This window comes from Microbacterium meiriae, from assembly GCF_040685015.1.
In the GTDB taxonomy this organism is placed as follows: Bacteria; Actinomycetota; Actinomycetes; order Actinomycetales; family Microbacteriaceae; genus Microbacterium; species Microbacterium meiriae.
In genome coordinates this window covers 1100016-1119318 of record NZ_JBFBHD010000001.1, presented here as the reverse complement: position 1 = coordinate 1119318, position 19303 = coordinate 1100016, and the positions used below count along the sequence as shown (strand labels likewise).

The 19303-nt window shown below is 72.0% G+C and carries 14 protein-coding genes; 7 read left to right on the top strand and 7 right to left on the bottom strand.

The window, feature by feature from the left end:
* Positions 1–2: 2 nt before the first annotated feature.
* The 3 genes from AB0N68_RS05465 to AB0N68_RS05455 all read right to left on the bottom strand — a co-directional run bounded on the left by AB0N68_RS05465 (position 3) and on the right by AB0N68_RS05455 (position 2435).
* Positions 3–347 carry a PadR family transcriptional regulator gene (locus AB0N68_RS05465; protein WP_187662898.1) on the bottom strand — a complete coding sequence of 115 codons (345 nt, stop codon included), beginning with the start codon at positions 345–347 and terminating at the stop codon, positions 3–5.
* 217 nt (positions 348–564) lie between these two features.
* Positions 565–1203 (bottom strand): response regulator transcription factor, encoded by a 639-nt coding sequence (locus AB0N68_RS05460; protein ID WP_105949014.1) that lies wholly within the window; start codon positions 1201–1203, stop codon positions 565–567.
* Positions 1191–2435: a sensor histidine kinase gene (locus AB0N68_RS05455; RefSeq protein WP_268777526.1), complete on the bottom strand. Its 1245-nt coding sequence runs from the start codon at positions 2433–2435 to the stop codon at positions 1191–1193. Before AB0N68_RS05455 ends, AB0N68_RS05460 begins: the two co-directional genes overlap by 13 nt.
* A 108-nt stretch (positions 2436–2543) precedes the next feature.
* Between AB0N68_RS05455 and AB0N68_RS05450 the strand changes: the two genes are divergently transcribed.
* The 3 genes from AB0N68_RS05450 (at position 2544) to AB0N68_RS05440 (ending at position 11255) form a co-directional block, all read left to right on the top strand.
* Positions 2544–3311: an ABC transporter ATP-binding protein gene (locus AB0N68_RS05450; protein ID WP_280565803.1), complete on the top strand. Its 768-nt coding sequence runs from the start codon at positions 2544–2546 to the stop codon at positions 3309–3311.
* Entirely contained in the window at positions 3311–5815 is a 2505-nt protein-coding gene (locus AB0N68_RS05445) for an FtsX-like permease family protein (protein ID WP_280565801.1), read from the top strand. Before AB0N68_RS05450 ends, AB0N68_RS05445 begins: the two co-directional genes overlap by 1 nt.
* A 241-nt stretch (positions 5816–6056) precedes the next feature.
* Positions 6057–11255, top strand: a complete 5199-nt coding sequence (locus tag AB0N68_RS05440) for a DUF7927 domain-containing protein (protein ID WP_280565799.1) — start codon at positions 6057–6059, stop codon at positions 11253–11255.
* Between the two features lie 50 nt (positions 11256–11305).
* Here the strand turns inward: AB0N68_RS05440 and AB0N68_RS05435 are convergent, their stop codons facing one another.
* Entirely contained in the window at positions 11306–13846 is a 2541-nt protein-coding gene (locus AB0N68_RS05435; protein WP_363332288.1) for a LuxR C-terminal-related transcriptional regulator, read from the bottom strand.
* A gap of 101 nt (positions 13847–13947) precedes the next feature.
* Between AB0N68_RS05435 and AB0N68_RS05430 the strand changes: the two genes are divergently transcribed.
* The 4 genes from AB0N68_RS05430 (at position 13948) to AB0N68_RS05415 (ending at position 15795) form a co-directional block, all read left to right on the top strand.
* The gene (locus AB0N68_RS05430; protein ID WP_280565795.1) at positions 13948–14499 is read left to right on the top strand and encodes an ECF transporter S component; all 552 of its coding nucleotides are present in this window, start codon (positions 13948–13950) and stop codon (positions 14497–14499) included.
* A gap of 38 nt (positions 14500–14537) precedes the next feature.
* Positions 14538–14933, top strand: a complete 396-nt coding sequence (locus tag AB0N68_RS05425) for a DUF6153 family protein (protein WP_259951753.1) — start codon at positions 14538–14540, stop codon at positions 14931–14933.
* 68 nt (positions 14934–15001) lie between these two features.
* Positions 15002–15595, top strand: coding sequence for a DUF305 domain-containing protein (locus AB0N68_RS05420; protein WP_280565792.1), 594 nt, complete (start codon positions 15002–15004; stop codon positions 15593–15595).
* The gene (locus AB0N68_RS05415; protein ID WP_280565831.1) at positions 15592–15795 is read left to right on the top strand and encodes a type II toxin-antitoxin system RelE family toxin; all 204 of its coding nucleotides are present in this window, start codon (positions 15592–15594) and stop codon (positions 15793–15795) included. Before AB0N68_RS05420 ends, AB0N68_RS05415 begins: the two co-directional genes overlap by 4 nt.
* On the opposite strand, the gene AB0N68_RS05410 is transcribed toward AB0N68_RS05415, so the two are convergent.
* Genes AB0N68_RS05410 through AB0N68_RS05400 form a run of 3 tightly spaced genes read right to left on the bottom strand, consistent with a single transcriptional unit; the run spans position 15792 to position 19220 of the window.
* Complete coding sequence (locus AB0N68_RS05410; RefSeq protein WP_187662908.1) at positions 15792–17126, bottom strand: threonine/serine exporter family protein; 1335 nt, start codon at positions 17124–17126, stop codon at positions 15792–15794. The genes AB0N68_RS05415 and AB0N68_RS05410 overlap by 4 nt on opposite strands.
* Before the next feature lies 1 nt (position 17127).
* Positions 17128–18483 (bottom strand): anaerobic C4-dicarboxylate transporter family protein, encoded by a 1356-nt coding sequence (locus AB0N68_RS05405; RefSeq protein ID WP_280565790.1) that lies wholly within the window; start codon positions 18481–18483, stop codon positions 17128–17130.
* On the bottom strand, positions 18480–19220 hold the full coding sequence (locus AB0N68_RS05400) for a Type 1 glutamine amidotransferase-like domain-containing protein (RefSeq protein ID WP_363332284.1): 741 nt from the start codon (positions 19218–19220) through the stop codon (positions 18480–18482). The genes AB0N68_RS05405 and AB0N68_RS05400 overlap by 4 nt, the downstream gene beginning before the upstream one ends.
* Positions 19221–19303 lie beyond the last annotated feature (83 nt).

The window sequence follows — 19303 nt, the reverse complement described above, 5'->3', positions numbered from 1 at the left end:
GCTCAGTTCTCCTTGTTCTCGGTGTCGCGCTTTTCCAGCTGTTCGATGTGCGTCTTGAGGAAGCTCCAGGTGGTCCAGAACTCCTCGAGCTCCTGTCGGCCCTGGGCGTTCAGGGTGTACACCTTCCGGGGTGGACCCTTCTCGCTCGGCACCTTCTCGACGTCGACGAGGTTCTTCTGCTCGATGCGCACCAGGAGTGCGTAGATCGTGCCCTCGGCGATGTCGGTGAACCCGTGGTCTCGGATCCGTGCGGTGATCTCGTACCCGTAGGCCGGCTGCTCGGCGAGGAGGGCCAGCACGATGCCCTCCAGGGTTCCCTTGAGCATCTCGGTCATCTGCTTGCCCATCGTCCCCTCCTCTCGTTGTTTGTCTTCCGTTCGGTACTCAGTGTTGCTGGGTACCGGTACAAAGTAACACTGAGTACCGGTACTTAGCAACACCGAATACTGAATCTCTTCGCCGAGACCCCGGGTACGCGGCGAGACCCCGGGCTGCAGACGCGAGAACCCCGGGGCGTCGACGACAACCCGGGGTCTCAGCGAAAGAGGGGAGGGGGCGGAAGCGTCAGCCGCGGAGATAGGCGAGGACGGCGAGGACGCGGCGGTGGCCGCTGTCACTGGCGGCGAGCCCGAGCTTGGCGAAGATGTTGCCGATGTGCTTGCTCACCGCGGTCTCCGTCACGAACAGGCGTGCGGCGATGGTGGTGTTGTCGAGGCCCTCGGCCATCAGCCCGAGCACCTCACGCTCCCGCGGAGTGAGGGTCTGCACGGGGTCGTCGGCGCGACGCCGGCTCATGAGCTGCGAGATGACCTCGGGGTCCATCACGGTCCCCCCGGCGGCCACCCGGCGCAGGGCGTCGACGAACGCGGCGACCTTGCCCACGCGCTCCTTCAACAGGTAGCCGAGGCCGTCCGCCCCCGCCGCGAGGAGCTCCCCCGCGTAACGGTCCTCCACGTACGCCGAGAGCACGAGCACCGGGAAGCCCGGGCGGCGGGCTCTCGCCTCGGCCGCGGCCTTGAGCCCCTCGCTGGTGAAGGTCGGCGGCATCCGCACGTCGACCACCGCCGCATCGGCCTCGTCGAGCAGGGCGAGGAACCCGTCCGCGTCCGGCACGGCGCCGATCACGTCGAAGCCCTCACTGCGCAACAGGAGCGCGAGGCCCTCCCGCAGCAGGGTGTCGTCCTCCGCGATCACGATCCGCATGGCAGCTCCGTCCGCAGGATGGTGGGTCCCCCGGCGGGACTCGACAGGTCCATCGTGCCCTCGAACGCCTCGACCCGGCGTCGGATCCCCGCGAGACCCCCGCCCGGACGCTCGACCGCGCCGCCGACCCCGTCGTCCTCCACCGCGATGAGGAGCAGCTCGCCCTCTCGCTCGACCCGCACCGTGGCGCGGGTCGCGGCGCTGTACTTGTTCACGTTGGTCAGCGCCTCCGCGACTACGAAGTACGAGGCCGACTCGACCGCTGCCGGCACCCGACCGACGTCCGCGGCGTCGAGCGTGCACGGGACGACGCTGCGCCCGGCGAGCGAGGCGAGCGCCCCCTCGAGACCCAGTTCGTCGAGGATCGGCGGATAGATGTCGTGCACCGTGCGGCGGAGGCCGGCGAGGGCATCGGTCGCCGCGTCCTGCGCGCGCCGCAACGGCTCGAGCACGTCGCCACCCGTCTCCTGGGCGCGCTCCGCGATCCCCAGCATCATCACGACGTTCACCAGGCGGTTCTGGGCGCCGTCGTGCAGGTCGCGCTCGATGCGACGGAGCTCGGCGGCATGGGCGTCGAGGGCGGCCGCGCGGCTGAGAGTCAGCGCGTCGACGCGGGCGGCGAGGCGCGACTTCTGCGGCGTCGCGAGGAGCTTCGCCGAGACGAACGCCACCAGCCGGGCGACCACCGGCACGAGGAACAGCGCGGCCACCGCATAGGCGAGGGCGACGAGCGGCATGGTCCACGCCAGCTCCCACGACGTGACCGGGTACGGTGAGCCCACCGGGTCGTCGGCCGGGGCGAACTGCCAGTACCAGGTGACGGCGAGGCTGTTGACGGCGGACAGGGGCAGCGCGAGCGTCAGCAGCGACAGCCACATCACCGGGAAGGCGTGCACCGTGAGCCACAGCGCGTCTCGGGCGGTGGCGCGGGAGAAGGCGTAGCGGAGCCGTTCGTCGATCGTCGCGCCGCGCGGCAGCGTGCGCGTGAGCGGGGGGAGGTCCTCCCCGCGCCGGCGTCCGATCCGGCGGCGCGCCCGGTCGCTCCAGGCATGCAGCACCTGCACGACCTGCGGGAGCAGCAGCACCCCGCCCGTGATGAGCATGAGCGGCAGCAGCACGAGGATGACGCAGAACAGCGCGAGGGACACGACGGAGGCCCCGAGTTCGACGGCGAGGAACCGCGCATCGGGCAGCCATCCACGCAGCCAGCGGCGCATCCATCCGTCGTTCACCCTGCAAGTCTGCCCGAGCGCCCCGCGGCCCGCGGTAGAGCCAGCTCCACCATCGATGCGGCACCGTGCGGGATGGGAGCCGTCGCGCGGCTTTCCTACCGTCGAAGCATGACCTCCCTCTCCTCTGCGCCGCTCGTCGAAGCGGCCCCCGCCGAGGCCCTGCGCCTCAGCGGCCTCGTCAAGACCTACGGTTCCGGCAGCACCCGGGTGACCGCGCTCCGTGGCATCGACCTCGCCATCGCCCGAGGCTCGTTCACCGCGATCATGGGGCCGTCCGGCTCGGGCAAGAGCACGCTGCTGCACAGTGCCGCAGGCCTCGACCGCCCGACCAGTGGCACGGTGCACCTGGGCGGCACCGAGATCTCCGCGCTCACGCCCCGGCAGCTCACGGCCTTCCGCCGCGACCACGTGGGCTTCGTCTTCCAGGCCTACAACCTGCTGCCGGCGCTGAGCGTGGAGGACAACATCACCCTCCCGCTGCGCCTCGGCCGCCGCCCCCTCGATCACGGCCGGCTCGAGACGCTGCTCGACGCGGTGGGGCTCACCGACCGTCGCCACCGTCGCCCTGCCGAGCTCTCCGGCGGACAGCAGCAGCGCGTCGCGATCGCCAGAGCCCTCATCACCCGCCCGCACGTCGTGTTCGGCGACGAGCCCACCGGGGCCCTGGACTCCCGCACCGGGAAGCAGGTGCTCGACCTCCTCGCGCACACCACGAAGGAGCTGCATCAGACCGTGGTCGTCGTCACCCACGATCCCGTGGTGGCGTCCCACGCCGACCGGGTGATCTTCCTCGCCGATGGGGCGTTCGCCGGACATCTCGACGGCGGCACCCCGCAGCAGATCACGGATCGCATGAGCACGCTGGGGGAGTGGTGATGTCGGCCGCGCCGCTCGGGCTCGGACGGATCGTCCGCGCCGACCTCCGTCATCATCGGCGCAGTCTGGCCGGGGTCTTCGTCGCCATCTTCGTCGCGAGTGCGCTCGTCACGGGACTCGGCGTGCTCGTCGAGTCCGGCATCCGCGGCGGCCTCGCCCCGCAGCGCTACACGGCGGCCGAGGTGGTCGTCGGGGCGGTGCAGCAGGTCGACGTGCCGGAGGACCTGCCGGTGCCGCTGCGTGAGCGCGCTCCCGTCCCCGCCGACGCCGCGCGCGAGATCGCTGCGCTTCCGGGCGTCGAGGCCGTGGTCGCCGACGTGACCGTGCCTCTGTCGGTGCCCGGCGGGACGGCCCCTGCCGTGGTCGAGGCGCACCCCTGGTCCGCGACGGCACTCACCGGCTTCACGCTCGCGGAGGGGCGGGAGCCCGCCGCCGACGACGAGGTCGTGGTGGTCTCCGGAGCCGGGCATGCCGTGGGCGACTCCCTTGCGCTCGCCCACGGCGGCATCGCGGCGACGTACACGGTCGTCGGTGTGGTCTCGGCGGAGAGCCTGCCGGAGCGCGCGGTGTCGGTGTTCCTGACGGACGAGCGTATCCGCGACCTCGACCCGCACGACGGGGCCCCGCAGGCGCTCGGCGTGTTCGTCGACGGGGACCCCGAGCGCACGGCGGTCGCGATCCGCGAGGCGTTCCCGGATCTGGTCGCCCGGACCGGAGACGCCAGAGGAGACGTGGAGTTCCTCGACTCGGCGGCGGCGCGCACCCTGCTCATCGCTATCGGCAGCGCGTTCGTCGGCACCTGCATCCTCGTCGCCCTGTTCATCGTCGCGGGGACGCTGTCGCTGTCGGTCCAGGCGCGTCGCCGCGAGTATGCCCTGCACCGCGCGGTGGGGGCGACCCCGTCGCAGGTGCACGCCCTCATCGCGCGGGAGACGCTCGCGGTCGCCGTCGTCGCCGCGCTGCTCGGGATCGCCCCGGGGTACCTGCTGTCCTCCGCACTGCAGTCGGCGTTCGTGGCCGGAGGAGTCATCCCCGGCGACTTCGCCCTCGCGCTGAGCCCGTTCCCGGCGCTGAGCGCACTGGTGCTGGTGCTCGGAGCGGCCTGGGGAGCGGCGCGCATCGCGGCCCGGCGGCCCGCCCGCCTCGATCCGATCGAGGCGCTGCGCGACTCCTCGACGGGCCAGGGCCCGATCGGCCTGCCCCGCATCATCACCGGCATCGTGTTCGCCGCCGCCGGCGTCTCGGTCTCGACCGTCCCGCTGATGCTCCGCGGCGACGCAGCGGTCGGCGCCTCCGCCGGAGCCGCGATCATGCTCATCGTGGCGCTCGCGCTCCTGGGACCGTGGCTCGTCGCCCTGTGCGTGCGCCTCGTCGGGCCGGTGCTGCGTCGTTCGTCGGCCGCGGGCTTCCTCGCCGCCGCCCACACCACCGCGGGCAGTCGGCGGATGGCGGCCGCGATCCTCCCGATCGCCCTCGGCATCGGGTTGGGTCTCGTGCAGATCGGCGGGCCGGCGATCGTCGCGGACGAGGCCGCGACCCAGGCTCGGGCCGGGGTCACCGCCGACCTGCGTGTGGCCGCCCCGGCCGGGCTCTCCCCCGACGCCGTCGGCGCGCTGCGCGACGAGCCGGGGGTGACGGCAGCGACCGGCGTGGTCGTCAGCACCGCGGTGCTCGACTCGCTCGACATCGAAGGTCAGATCGAGCGCACGGAGTACGTGCTCCAGGGCGTGGACCCGACGACCGCGGACGGCCTGCTCGACCTGCGGGTGCAGGAGGGGTCCCTCACCGCCCTCGACGGCGGTGCGACCGTCGCGGTCAGCGCCGATGCGGCGCACACGCTCGGCCTCGACGTCGGCGACCCGGTGACGGGCGTCCTCGGCGACGGGGCGCCGCTGGAGGCGACCGTGGTCGGCATCTACGAGCGCGGTCTCGGGTTCGGCGATCTCACCATGGCGGTCGACCACGTCCGCGCGCACACCTCCGCAGCGCTCGACTCGTTCGCCCTCGTGTCGGTGGACGGTGACGCGCCGGCCGACGCCTTCGCCGCCGACGGTCTGCAGGTGGCCCCCGGCTCGGGTCAGAAGCCCAGCATGACCGGGGCCGTGTCGCAGCAGGGATGGGTGAGCCTCATCGGTCTGCTGGTCATCCTCGGGTACATCGCGATCGCCGTCGTGAACACGCTCGTCATGGCGACGGGGGAGCGGTCCCGGGAGTTCGCCCTGCTGCAGCTCATCGGCGCCTCCCGGGGACAGGTGCGCGCCACGATGCGCACCGAGGCGATCCTGATCGCCGCCCTCGCGATGGTCTTCGGCGTGCTGGTGGCGATCCCGCCGCTGATGGGGATGAGCTACGGCATCTCCGGGCAGCCGCTCCCGGCGATGCCCGTGCTCGGCTCCCTCGCGATCGTCGGCGGCATGGGCGCGCTCGCCCTCGTCGCGCTGCGGGTCGCGACAGGGGCCGCGCTGCGCCGCCGCCCGATCGAGGAGATCGGCTCTCGCGAGTAGGCCCGCGACCACCGGAGGGCGCATCGGGATCCCGGTGCGCCCTCCGGCGTGCCGTCCCGGGGTGAAAAGCAGGGGTGAATTCCCCCGGTTCGGTCGGGGGCCTCCGCGGCAGCCGGGCAGGCTGGCGGAGGCCCGGACCGAGTCCACCCTGCCCGAAAGGGTGCTCGGCGGTCGCCTGAGGGGGCGGGGGCTTCCGTGTGCGCGGATGCGTGCCGGAACGCGATGAATGGGGAGAGCAGTCATGGGATTCCGTGTTGCCCGCAAGGACCGCACGTCCGATGGCCTTCCGCCGGAGCGGCACAGCCGCTGGCGGGGCCGGACGAAGAGGCTGATCGGCGGTGCCGTGAGCACGGCGCTCGTCGCATCGTCGATGATCGTCGTCGGCGGGACGCTGACCGCCGCGCCTGCCGCCGCGGCAGAGCCGTTCCTCTGCACGCCGGGAGCGGTGTACGTGCAGAGCGCCACCGAGGTGCGCGAGTTCGCCGTGAACGAGCAGGGCGGCACCCTCGGCGCCACGAGCATCGGCCTCGGCCACTCCGACAACGGGCTCGGCCTGTCGGCGGACGGAACGTACGCGTACACGGTGACCAACGTCGGCACGGAGAAGGTGCTGGCCAAGCACGACCGTCGGGGCGAGGGAACGACGACCCGAACGCCGTTCACGCTGGGAACCAGCCGCACAGACTCCTCTGTCCTCCGAGGGGCCGTGCATCCCGTCACGGGCGTGTACTACTTCGCCAGCGGCACGCTCGATGGCGCCATCAACCTTTATGCGTGGAACGAGAGCGTCACGCCGCAGACCTACGTGCAGGTAGGCAAGCTGCGCCCGACTACCGGCAGCAGCGCCTTCGGGGCCAACGGCGACATGGCCTTCAGTGCCTCCGGTCAGCTCGTGCTGGTCGCCGACCGATACATCTACTCCGCCGACCTGCCCGCAACGCTCCAGCCCAGCACGGCCACGATCGATGCCAAGCAGGTGCACGACATGGGCGCGGGCGTGCAGGGCAACGGCATCGCGTTCGGGAACCTCGGCCACATCTTCGTCTCGGTGGGGGGGACCAACCCGTACATCGTCGAGGTCGATCTGCCCCGCGGACAGACCGTCAACACCACCTCGCTCGGGTCCTTCTCGCCCACCGACATGGCGAGCTGCACGTTCCCGAACACGCTGACGCTGAAGAAGGATCTCCCCGAAGGCCGTCACGCCGGGACCGACCAGTTCGGGCTCCGCGTGCAGTCGCCGGTCGGCTACCAGGTCGCGCAGACCGACGCCGTCACCCGTGGCGACCGCTCCGGTCTGCAGCCGGACTACGTCGGCCCCGTGTTCACCAACCAGGGGGACACCTTCCGGCTGTCCGAGTCGGCGGCGGGCTCGACCGACCTCACGAAGTACGACGCCTCCCTCGTCTGCCTGCAGGTGAACGCCGACGGCTCGACCACCCCGGTGGCCGTCACCGCCGACGGACAGGTCACCCAGCCGTCCGGCCCGCTCGGCACCGACGTCACGTGCACCTACACGAACGTCCGCCTCGCGCCGGACCTCGCGCTCCGCAAGACCTCCGACCCCGCCGACGGCACCGCCGTGCAGGCCGGCCAGCGACTGACCTACACGGTGCAGGCCGAGAACACCGGCAACACCCGCCTCGACCCGGTCACCGTGACCGACGACCTGTCGAGTGTGCTCGCCAACGCCGAGTACCAGGGCGACGTGGCCACGGCGATCGACGGCGACCCGGTGTCGTCCGGCGCCGCCACCGTCACGGGCGACGACCTCGCCTGGACCGGTGCCCTCGAGCCCGGGCAGGTACTCACGATCACGTACTCCGTCGTCGTCGACGAGGGCGTGGAGGGCGAGCGCATCGCCAACCGCGTCACCGCATCCGGCACGCCGCCCGGGGGTCTGCCTCCGATCACCCCTCCAGCCGTCACCACCGAGCACCCCGTCGCCGGCTTCGAGGTCGCGAAGACCTCCGATCCCGCCGCGGGCACCGTGGTGGAGCCGGGCCAGACCATCGAGTACACCGTCACGGGCACGAACACCGGGGCGACCGTCCTGAACCCGGCGACCGTCACCGACGATCTCTCCGGCGTGCTCGCGAGCGCCGCCTTCAACGACGACATCACGACCACGGTCGGCGGCACCACCGTCACCACGGGCGGCGCGACCCTGACCGGGAACGCCCTCGCCTGGACCGGAACGCTTCAGCCCGGACAGACCGTGACGATCACGTACTCGGTGACCGTGGGCGACGACACCTCCGGCGAGATCCTGCGCAACAGCGTGACCGGATCGGGCACTCCCACCACCCCGAACCCGGGCAACCCGACCGGGCCGCAGGTTCCGGGTGACCCCATCGTCCCGCCGACGGTCACCACCGAGCACCCCGTGATCGGCTCCGGCTTCACGATCTCGAAGTCGGCCGACCCCGCCTCCGGCACGGCCGTGTCCGCCGGTGACACGATCACCTACACGATCACCGGCACCAATACGGGCGACACCGACCTCGATCCCGCGGAGATCGTCGACGACCTGTCGGGCGTGCTCGGCTCCGCCGGCTACAACGACGACGTCACGGCCGACCGCGGCTCCGTGCGGGTCGCCGACGCCACCCTCACCTGGACGGGCGCCATCCCGCGCGGGGAATCGGTCACGATCCGCTACACCGTGACGGTGGACGCGGGTGTCGAGAAGGCCCTGCTGCACAACGTCGTCACCGGATCGGCCACGCCGCAGATCCCGACCGACCCCGCCGACCCCTCCGGGGCGAAGACCCCGGGCACCCCGATCGTCCCGCCGGCGGCAGAGACGGAGCACCCCGTCGTCGACACGGGCTTCGAGGTCTCGAAGTCGGCTGACCCGGCCTCCGGCACCGCCGTCCGCGCGGGTGACACGATCACCTACACGGTCTCGGGCGTCAACACCGGCAACACGGTCCTCGACCCCGCGACGATCGTCGACGACCTCTCCGCCGTCCTCGCGAACGCGGAGTACGGCGGCGACGCGAAGGCCTCGTCCGGATCCGTCGCGCTCTCCGGCACCACCCTCACCTGGACCGGGACGCTCGCTCCCGGCGACCGCGTCGACATCACCTACACGGTGACCGTGGACGAGGAGGCGACCGGCGTGCTGCTCCGCAACACGGTGTCCGGCGAGGGCACCCCGCTGATCCCGACCGACCCGACCGACCCGGAGAGCCCGACCACGCCGGGCACCCCGGTCGAGACCCCGCCGGCGACGACGGAGCACCCCGTCGCGACCCCCGGGTTCACCGTCACCAAGACGGCCGACCCGGCGACGGGCACGCGCGTCGACCCCGGCAGCGTGATCACCTACACCGTGACCGGCCGCAACACGGGCGACACCGTCCTCGACCCCGTCGAGATCGGCGACGACCTGCGCGCGGCGCTGGCCCACGCGTCGTACAACGACGACGTGTCCGCGACCCGCGGCGACGTCCGCGTGGCCGACGGCGCCCTCTCGTGGAACGGCGTGCTGCGCCCCGGCCAGGACGTCGTGATCACCTACTCGGTGACCGTCGACGCCACCGCCGGCGGCGAGACCATCGCGAACACGGCGACCGGAGAGGCGACCCCGCTGATCCCCGCCGACCCGAGCGACCCCGAGAGCCCCACGACTCCCGGCACCCCGATCACGCCGCCGCCGTCGAGCACGGAGCACCCCGTGAACGAGCCCGGCTTCGCGTTCGCCAAGACCGTCGACCCCGCCGCCGGTACCGCTGTCGACCCCGGTGATGTGCTCACCTACACGCTGACCGCGGTCAACACGGGCCAGACGGTGCTCGACCCGGTGACGATCACCGACGACCTGTCGGGCGTGCTGCCGTACGCGACGTTCAACGCGGACGCCGTGGCGAGCATCGCGGGTGCCGCTGCGGGTGCCGCGACCCTGGACGGCACGGAGCTGTCATGGACGGGGGCGCTCGCGGTCGGCCAGACCGTGACCGTCACCTACTCCGTGACCGTGAGCGCCGAGGGCGTCGGAACCGTGATCGAGAACGCGGCGTCCGCGACGGCGACCCCGCCGGGAGGATCGACGATCACCCCGCCGCCCGGTGTCACGACCAACCCGGTCAACGAGCCCGGATTCTCCGTCTCGAAGAGCGTCGACCCGGCTGCGGGCACGGCGGTCGACCCGGGCAGCGTCCTCACCTACACGGTGACCGGCGTGAACACGGGGGAGACGGCCCTCGACCCCGTCACCATCGCCGACGACCTCTCCGGTGTCCTGGCGCACGCGGAGTTCAACGACGACGCGACGGCGACGATCGGCGGCACGGTGACCACCGCGCCGACGGTGGCCGAGGAGGGGCTGTCGTGGACGGGTGCGCTGCAGGTCGGCGAGACCGTCACGATCACCTACTCGGTGACCGTGCGGGCGGATGCCGGCGGGTCCGTGATCGAGAACTCGGCCTCCGGCTCGGCGACCCCGCCGGGTGGCGTGCCGCCCATCGAGACGCCGCCGGCGACGACCGAGAACCCCGTGAACGAGCCGGGCTTCGAGCTGCGCAAGTTCGCCGACCCCGCCTCCGGCACGCGTGTCGACCCGGGCAGCGTCGTCACCTACACGGTGACCGGCGTGAACACGGGGGAGACGGCGCTGGCTCCGGTCCGCATCGTCGACGACCTCTCGGGTGTGCTCGCCCACGCCGCCTACAACGGCGACGCGACGGCGACCCTGAGCGACGGCACCGCCGCGACACCCGTCGTCGCGGGAGATGAGCTCACCTGGACCGGTGACCTCGCGGTCGGCGAGCGCGTCACGATCACCTACTCGGTGACCGTGCACGGCGACGCCGGCGGCGTGATCATCGCGAACACCGTCGAGGGCACGGCGACGCCTCCGGGTGGCGCCGAGCTGACCCCGCCGCCGGTGACGACGGAGAACCCCGTCGGCACCCCGGGCTTCGCGTTCGTCAAGACGTCCGACCCCGCATCCGGCTCCGCCGTCGCGACGGGCAGCGTCGTGACCTACACCCTCACCGGCACCAACACCGGCGAGACGGGTCTGGACGAGGTCGTCGTCACGGATGACCTGGCCGGAGTGCTGCGGCACGCCGACCTCCGCGGCTCGGCGACCGCCACGGTGGGTGACCGTGCGGTGGCCGCGCCGACGATCGACGGCACGACGCTGCGCTGGACCGGCAGCCTCGCCGAAGGGGAGCGCGTCGTGATCACCTATGCGGTGACCGTGCACGCCGACGCGGCGGGAGCGACGCTGCGGAACGCGGCCACGGCGTCGGCCACGCCTCCCGGCGGGGAGACGATCACGCCGCCGACGAGCACGACCGAGAACCCGGTGCTGACGCCGCTCGCTCTCACGGGTGGACAGCTGGCCCCGTGGGTCCTCGGGCTCGCGATCGCCCTGCTGATCGGCGGTGCCGTGCTGCTGCTGGTGCGCCGACGCCGCATGCAGAGCTAGCGGTTCCGCCGGAGAGCCCCGCCCGTCGTCTGCGACGGGCGGGGCTCTCGTCATCCGCGGAGGAGGCCGTGCCGGGCGGCCTGTTCGAGTGCCTCCGTACGGTTGGCCGCGTCGAGCTTGCGGTAGATGCTGCGGAGCTGCGTCTTCAGGGTGTTCGGCGAGACCTGGAGCTCCGCGGCGATCTCGGGCAGCGGCGCCCCGGTGGTGAGCGCGTGCAGCACCACCTGCTCCCGCGAGGACAGCCTCGGGCGGGCGGCGAACGATGGCAACGCGGATCGGCCGGGCAGCGGCGCGCCGCCGATCGGAGCGAGGTCGGCGCGGACGGCGGCGAGATCCTCGGCGCTGAGCAGCGCCAGCGGGGTGCGCAGTCCGCGGTCGGCGAGCTGGGCGTTCAGCGCCTCGGTCACGGCCTGCGCGGCGGCGGGACTGACCCGGTGGAGGGCTGCACTCTGCACCGCCGCGGCCTCCGCGCGCTCGCGCGAGGTCGTCGGCTCGAGGCGCGTGTGAGAGAGGAGCCGCGCCGCCTCGGGCGCGCGACCGTCGATCAGGGCGACCCTGGCTCGTTCCAGAAGGGTGCCGAAGCGGTCCGCCCCGGCGTCGCGCTGCTTGATGCCGCGCGCGGCGCGGATGTCGCCGAGGGCGAGGTGGAGCAGGATCCGCGGGCGGCTCAGCGCCTGGCGGGCCGGCGGAGAGCCGGCCTCGCGTCCGCGCAGCCGGGCGAACGACTCCAGTCGCTCCAGCCCACCGGCGGCATCGCCCTCGTGCAGCGCGATCCAGGCTTCGACCGTCGCCATCGTCGTCCAGTGCTCGCTCGTCGCCCGGTGCGGGAGGAAGGCGCGCGCGTGGTGCTTGGCTGCGGCGAGGTCGCCGTCCTCGACCGCCAGCATCGCCTCGGCGACGCGGTAGAACGTGCCGCGGTAGCCGTCCAGCTGCGCGGGATCCCACGAGCCGTCGCGGATGATCTCGACATAGTGCCGGGCCTCCGGCAGATCGCCGTTGAGGGCGTGGATCCCGCCGAGGAGGCTGACGGCGTGGAACGCCTTCCCGCTGCCCTGCGACGCCGCGAGGGCGGCGGCCTCGTCGAAGAGGCGCACGGCCTGTTCCCGACGGCCGCCGTAGTAGAGCGAGATGCCGAGGTGCGTGCACAGCAGCGGCATCTCCATCGCGTACTGCTCCCACTGGGACTCGGGTGTCTCGGTGAACAGAGCCAGCGCGCGGGCGGCCACCTGCCCCGCCCTGTCGGGCATCCCGATCACGCGCAGCGCCGCACTCTCGGCAGTCCAGATGAACAGGCGCTCCGTCGGCGAGAGCGTGTTCCGACGGGCGTTCGCGGCGGAGATCGCCATCCGCAGCAGCTGCAGTCCGCGCACCCGCCGGAGCCGGTTGGCATTGAGGCAGATGCCCAGGAGCATGGCCACCAGCGGCTCCTGCTTCAGCCGGGCGAGAGGCAGGTCGCCCAGCAGCGCCACGACCCGGCGACCGTCGTGGTCCAGGAGGTGGCTCCACCCGGACATGATGACGTGGGCCGCGAGGTGGAGGTCGTCCTCCTCCATCGCGAGGCGCAGTCCTTCGAAGGGGGCGCCGCGGCGCAGGGCGCCCTCGATCGCGAGGCGTCGGAGCACGCGGATCTCGGCGGGGAACCGCCGCAGGAGGTCGTGACGCAGCAGGGTGCGGGCCGGCGCGGCGATCGTGAAGGTCCGGCGCCCGGAGTCCGTCGACCATCGGCCGAAGCCGAACGCCTCGGCCTCGTCGAGGGCCGTGCCGATGTCCGGATCGCTGCTGAGGGCCTGCGCCAACGGCAGGTCGACCGTGTCCGTGATGCTGATCCGGATAAGACCCTCCAGGACGCCGGCGCCGAACGTGCCCTCCTCCATGCGGCTGCGGAGGTAGTCGTCGACCGCCGCCGTCGCGACCTCCACGATCGTCGTGCCGTCGGGGGCACGGCCGCGGAGAGCGACGGCACGCACGACCGCCGCGAATCCCTCGGTGGCCGCCCGCACGGCGACGGCGGTGTCCTCGTCCACGTCGAGAGCGCGGCGGATCTCGTCGGTGTCGAACGCGAGGTCTTCCGGAGAGATCAGCGCGGTGTCGATCACGAGGCCGATGCCGTCGCTGTCGAAGGGACTGGGGCGATTCGTGGCGACGATCAGGCGGACGTGCGACGGGACGGCGACCGTGCGGCAGAGGTCGAAGACCGCATCCCGGTCGAGCGCGGCGGCGTCGTCCAGGACGATGACGACAGGCTCCTCGTGATCGCACAGATAGTGCCCGACGGCGGGCCAGCCGTCCCCGGTGGCCGGATCGGTGCTGCCTGCGCCCGTGTCCGTGTCCGTGCCGCGCAGCACCCGCAGCAGCGCAGATGCCAGTGCCGGGCTCGTCGCCAGGGCCGGTGTGACCGTGAGCCACACGACCCGGGCGGAGCAGGTGAAGGCCCAGCCGACCAGGGCGGTGGTCTTCCCGGAGCCCGCGGCGCCGCGCAGCAGCGTGAGCGGAGCCCCGGCATCCAGCACCGCGTTCAGCCGCGGACGCCCGATCACGTGCGCGGAAACCCGCGGAAACCTCGTGTCCCCTTGCGCGCCGAAAGTCGGCATCGTCCCTCCCCAGGTACGCATCCCCACCCCTACGATATCCAAACCCGCACGGTGCAGGACGCTGCGGAGCGAGGGGCGCCGGGAGTTCTAGGCTCGGAGGAGTGAGTGGTCCGTTATCGCCCGTGTCCCGCCGTGTGCCGACCAGCGCCCTGCTCGTGAGCGCAGCCCTCGGCGCGGTTCAGGCCCTCGTCTTCCTGGCTGTCGTCCCGGTCACGAGCGTGCTGGCCGCCGCCTCCCCTCCCGCGTATGCCCTGGTCGCGGCCGTGCACACCGCACTGCCCTTCCTCGCCCGCGTCGTCACCCGGGTCCCTGGCATGGCGACGCTGGCCGCCTTCGTGACCGGGGTGCTGACGCTCGCGGTGTCCCCCATCGGGCTGCTCGGGGTGGTGCCGCTCGTCCTCGGCGGCGCGGTCCTCGACCTCGCGCTGCCGTTCCGGCGCGACGCCGCGGTCCGCCCGGGTCGTGTCCTGCTCGCCGGCGCCGTGACCGGGGTGGTGCTCTTCCTCGTGGCCCTCCCGGTGTTCTCCCCGGAGCACCTCGTCCCGCCGGTGCTCATCGCCACGCTGCTCGGCCGGGTGCTCGGGGAGCTCGCGGTGGCGGGAGTCGTTCTCGCCGTCCGCCGGCTGCTGCGTCGCGCGGGCGTCGCCCGCTGACTGCGGTCCACTATACCCCCACCGGGTATAGTGAACCCATGGCCGGTCGTCGCGTGCTCCAGAGGGCGCTGCTCGTCGTCCTCCTCGTGGGCGGCGTCGTGTTCGGGCTCCTCGGCATGCACGCGCTCGACACGCACGGCACCCCCGGAGCGCACGCGATGGCGGGCCACGCGGCACCGGTGCCCGGGCACCCCTCGGCGTCGGCGGCGCATGCGGTGTCCGTCGCCGAGGCGGCCGTCGCCCCCGACGACTCCGCGGGGGATGGCGGCGCGGCCTGCGTCCTCGCGCTCCTCGGCGGACTGCTCCTGGTGCTGCGCCCCACCCGCGCGGCCGTGATCGCTCCCCTGCTGCGCGCCCTCCGCGTGCGCGCGGGAACCGCCGCCGCCCCTCTCCGTCCCCCCTCACTCCACGTCCTCTGCATCAGTCGGACCTGATCGGCGCTGGTGAGCGCCCGGGCTCCGCGACCGCGGACGCCCTTCCGACAGACAGAGATGAGAGAGAAATGAAGAATCGAACCGCTGCCGCCGCCGCCCTCGTGCTGGTCGGAACCCTCGCCCTCGCGGGATGCGCCTCGGCCGCACCTGCGGGACCGGCCGACCACTCCGGTATGGATCACTCCACCTCGGACGCCCCGCTGGCCGGAGCGAACGAGGCCGATGCGATGTTCGCGTCCATGATGATCGTCCATCACGAGCAGGCCGTCGAGATGTCGGACATCGTGCTCGCGAAGGATGACGTCGACCCACGGGTGACCGACCTCGCCGAACGCATCAAGGCCGCTCAGGGCCCGGAGATCGAGCAGCTGCAGGGGTGGCTCGACGACTGGGGTGCCGAGGCGGGTGACCCCGCGGAAATGGACCACGGTGACGGCATGATGAGCGACGACGACCTCGCCGCGCTCGAAGCCGCCGCGGGCCCGGAGGCGTCCCGGCTGTTCCTGGAGCAGATGATCGCCCACCACGAGGGCGCGGTCGAGATGGCCGAGACGGAGGTCGCGGACGGCGAGAACGCCGACGCGGTCGCCCTCGCGCAGGACATCGTCGACGCGCAGACCGCGGAGATCGCGGAGATGAAGGAGATCCTCGCCACGCTCTGATCGACACCGGGTCCCGACGTATCCAGGCCGTCATCGAGCTCCTCTCCGAAGACCCACGGCCCCCCGCGGCACGCAAGCTCACCGGCCGACCGGAGTGGCGGGTGCGGACGGGGGACTACCGGGTTCTCTACCGGATCGAGGACGGGATCCTGACGGTCGTCGTCGTGCACGCCGGCCACCGTCGCGAGGTGTACCGCTAGCGATCGCGGCGGCGCAGGCGGCGCAGCGGGGCAGACAGGCGGTGCCAGAGCGTCGGCGCGGGCTCCTCGTCCTCCGCGGGCGGCGGGGCGACGGCGAACTGGACGAACTCCTCCGCGCCGTGGTGCACGACGCGGTAGAGCGCCGTGCCGATGAGCACACCCAAGGCGATCGACATGACGGAGACGAGGGCGGCGGTGAAGTCGGCGAGACCGTTGTCGGTCGCCACCGCCTCGGTGAGTCCCACCAGCCCCGCCGCTCCCGGCACCAGCAGCCAGAACGCGGGGAGGAACGTGAGCTGCGACGGGGCCCCGTGGCGCAGCCCGGCGATCCAGAACACGACCGGCGTGACGGCGACCGCGCCGACGAAGCCGCCGACCGCCGGGTCGATGAACTCCGTTCCCGCCCATTGGCCGAGGTAGGCGACGACCAGGGCGAGCAGCACCCACCCGAATGTGGACGGCGGGGAGGAGAAGTGCAAGTAGTTGCCGAGCGCGAACACGAGGATGCCCAGCAGCGGCACCCACCAGGGCAGGTAGGACGAGGAGGCGTCGAGCGCCTCGTACGAGTCGCTCGAGACGCCCACCACCGCGCCCGCGGCGAGGATGCCGAAGGCGAGGAGGGCGAGCTGCACGAACCCGTAGATGAGGCGGGACGCACCGGAGATCATCTGCCCGGCTGCGAGCTCGACCGTCGCCGTGGTGAGCACGCCGCCGGGGAGGAAGGTCACCAGCGGCGCGATCAGCAGCCGGATCGGGTCGCCGATCTCGATCACCTCCGCGAGCAGGAACACCGCGGCGGCGCACACGAAGGCCGCGGCGATGGGCATGACCAGCTGCAGCGTGGGGGAGCGCACGAGCTTGAGCAGGCCGATCCCGAAGCCGAGCACGAAGGCGACGAGCGCGCCCTGCCAGGTCGGCGCGAGCAGGAGCGCGAGGCCGGTCGTGAGGATGGCATGCCCGAGCGTGCGGGTGAACCAGCCGAGCCGCGGGCGCATCGCGCCGATCTCGTTGAGCCGCCGGATGCCGTCCAGCGGGTCCACGGCGCCGGTCTTCGCCTGCGCGATGAGGTCGTACAGCGCGGCGATCTGGTCGAAGCGGAACGAGGCGTTCGTGGCCGACCGGAACGCGACCCGCTGCTCCTCCGCGTCCCCCGTCTCCACGATGATGATCGTCGGCAGGACGACGAAGTCGGCGCCGTCTCCCCCCGATGCCGTGGCCACCTCGGCGATCGTGTCCCGGATGCGGTCGACGGACTCCGCCGATGCATTCATGCCCTGAGCCAGTCCCAGGAGGAACTGCCGCAGCGCCGACCGGTCGACGACGTCGGTCATGTCACGTGAACAGGAACGACAGCGCCACCCCGACGACGATGGCCGTGCCGACGTAGACGAGGTTCGGCAGCTGGAACGAGTGGTCGATGACGAACTTGCCCATCTTCGTCGTCCCGGTCTGGTCGAACGCGACCGTCGCCACCTGGCTGCCGTTGGCGGGCAGCGTGTAGATGCCCATCGCCGCCGGCCACAGCCCCACCAGCAGGGAGGCGGGCAGACCGATCGTGATGCCGATCGGGACGATCGCGTTCGTGGCGCTCGACTGGCTGGTCGTGAGCATGGCGACCGCGAAGAGCGCCAGCGCGAACAGCAGAGCGCCGAGGAAGGCGGACGATCCGGAGACGACCGAGCCCAGCCCGTCGACGATGAGGGTCTGGTTCGCGGCGACGAACGTGTTGGCGAGCCAGGCGATGCCGAACAGGGCGATGGCCCCGACGATGCCCGCGGGGAACGTGGACTGCTTCGGCACGTCGGCGGCCTTGACCTTGCAGAACACGAAGATCAGCGCGGCGATGATGCCCATGACGACCTCGATGATCACCGTGACGCTCAGGCGGAGCGGGCCGCCGTCGTCATCGGTGCCGATGACCGGACGGAGGTTCTCGAACAGGCCGAAGAAGACGATCACCGCGACGCCGGCGAGGAACAGCGAGGCCGAGAGCACGGCGGTCGGCGGGAGCTTGTTCTCGTGCGCGTCGACGGTGGGCGGCTTGATCTGCCCCTCCGCCAGGCGCTTCTGGTACTCCGGGTCGTCCTCGAGGTCCTTGCCGTGACGCATCATGACCAGGGCGGCGACGAGCAGGCCCGCGATCGAGGCCGGCCACATGATGAGGAGCAGGCCGCCGAGGTCGACGCCCTGCGGCGCGAGCAGCACGACCATCGATGCGGTGGCCGCGGAGACCGGCGAGCACAGGATGCCGACCTGCGAGGCGACGGCCGAGACCGACAGCGCCCGCTCCGGCCGGATCTTCTGCTGGTAGGAGACGTCGTAGATCACGGGCAGCAGCGGGTAGAAGATGTTGCCGGTCCCCGCGCCGACCGTGAAGAGGAACGACATGGCCGGCGCGAGGAAGACGACGGACTTCGGGCGTTTGCGGATGACCTTCGCGGCCACCGACACCATCCAGTCGATGCCGCCGGCGGCCTGCATGGTCGAGGCCGCGGTGATGACCGTGATGACGATGAACACCGCGTCGACGGGGGCGTTGCCGGGGGCCTCCCCGAACACGAACACGAGCACCGCGACGCCGACGAGGCCCCACACGCCCAGGCCGATCCCGCTCGTGCGGGTGCCCATGAAGATCGCCAGGACGACGACGATGAGCTCGGCGACGAGGATCCAGACGCTGTCGTTCACGACGACGGCCCCTTCACGACCGGCGCCGCCCCGGTGAGGACCTGCACCGGCAGCTCGGTCTCGACGATATTCCCGTCGGCCGCCTCGACCTTCAGCGCCAACGCGTTCTCGACCGGGCTGACCGCCGTGACGAACTCGCTGTTCTCGAAGTGCAACGACTGCAGGTTGCCCACCGCATACCCGGTGGAGAGCTCGCCGCTGAGCAGGGAGGCGTGGAAGAGCGGCCGTCGCTGGTCCTCGGCGTCGTAGTGCGGACAGAAGCTGCCGTGCAGGAACCCGAGACCCTCGGGGAGCACCTGCAGCGTGGGTCCGTAGCTGTCGGTCGTGCCGCCCTCGAACCAGCAGATGCCGCCCGCGCTGCCTCCCGTGAACACGACGTTCGACGAAGGGTCCTCCCACATCTCGCGCATGATCTCGTCGAGGCCCTGATGCTTCCAGACGTCGAGCATGTTGGCGGTGTTCCCGCCGCCGACGTGGATGACGTCGAAGCCCTTCACGAACCCGGCCAGGTCGTCGACGGCGCGATGGAACAGCGGCAGGTGGTGCGGCGCGCATCTGTCGGAGTCGTACGTGGAGTAGAAGCTCACGATGTAGGCGGTGTCATCGCCGGTCGCGGTGCCGACGAAGAGGACCCGAGGCCGCTCCTTGCCGGTGAGCTTCAGGATGTACTCGTGCGTCGGATCGTTCCGACGTTCCATCATGGCCTTGCCGGCCCCGGTTGCGACGACGTGCGACATGCCCCCACCTCACTGTCGAGTGTGAATGCGCTCAACCTAGCGTCGCGCCGTCACCGCCGTCCAGAGCGGTCACCCTGGCCGGG

Bases quoted from the DNA above. Each gene is read 5' to 3' on its own strand.
- AB0N68_RS05465 (WP_187662898.1), bottom strand. From the start codon at position 347: ATGGGCAAGCAGATGACCGAGATGCTCAAGGGAACCCTGGAGGGCATC.
- AB0N68_RS05460 (WP_105949014.1), bottom strand. From the start codon at position 1,203: ATGCGGATCGTGATCGCGGAGGACGACACCCTGCTGCGGGAGGGCCTC.
- AB0N68_RS05450 (WP_280565803.1), top strand. From the start codon at position 2,544: ATGACCTCCCTCTCCTCTGCGCCGCTCGTCGAAGCGGCCCCCGCCGAG.
- AB0N68_RS05445 (WP_280565801.1), top strand. From the start codon at position 3,311: ATGTCGGCCGCGCCGCTCGGGCTCGGACGGATCGTCCGCGCCGACCTC.
- AB0N68_RS05440 (WP_280565799.1), top strand. From the start codon at position 6,057: ATGGGATTCCGTGTTGCCCGCAAGGACCGCACGTCCGATGGCCTTCCG.
- AB0N68_RS05435 (WP_363332288.1), bottom strand. From the start codon at position 13,846: ATGCCGACTTTCGGCGCGCAAGGGGACACGAGGTTTCCGCGGGTTTCC.
- AB0N68_RS05425 (WP_259951753.1), top strand. From the start codon at position 14,538: ATGGCCGGTCGTCGCGTGCTCCAGAGGGCGCTGCTCGTCGTCCTCCTC.
- AB0N68_RS05420 (WP_280565792.1), top strand. From the start codon at position 15,002: ATGAAGAATCGAACCGCTGCCGCCGCCGCCCTCGTGCTGGTCGGAACC.
- AB0N68_RS05410 (WP_187662908.1), bottom strand. From the start codon at position 17,126: ATGACCGACGTCGTCGACCGGTCGGCGCTGCGGCAGTTCCTCCTGGGA.
- AB0N68_RS05400 (WP_363332284.1), bottom strand. From the start codon at position 19,220: ATGTCGCACGTCGTCGCAACCGGGGCCGGCAAGGCCATGATGGAACGT.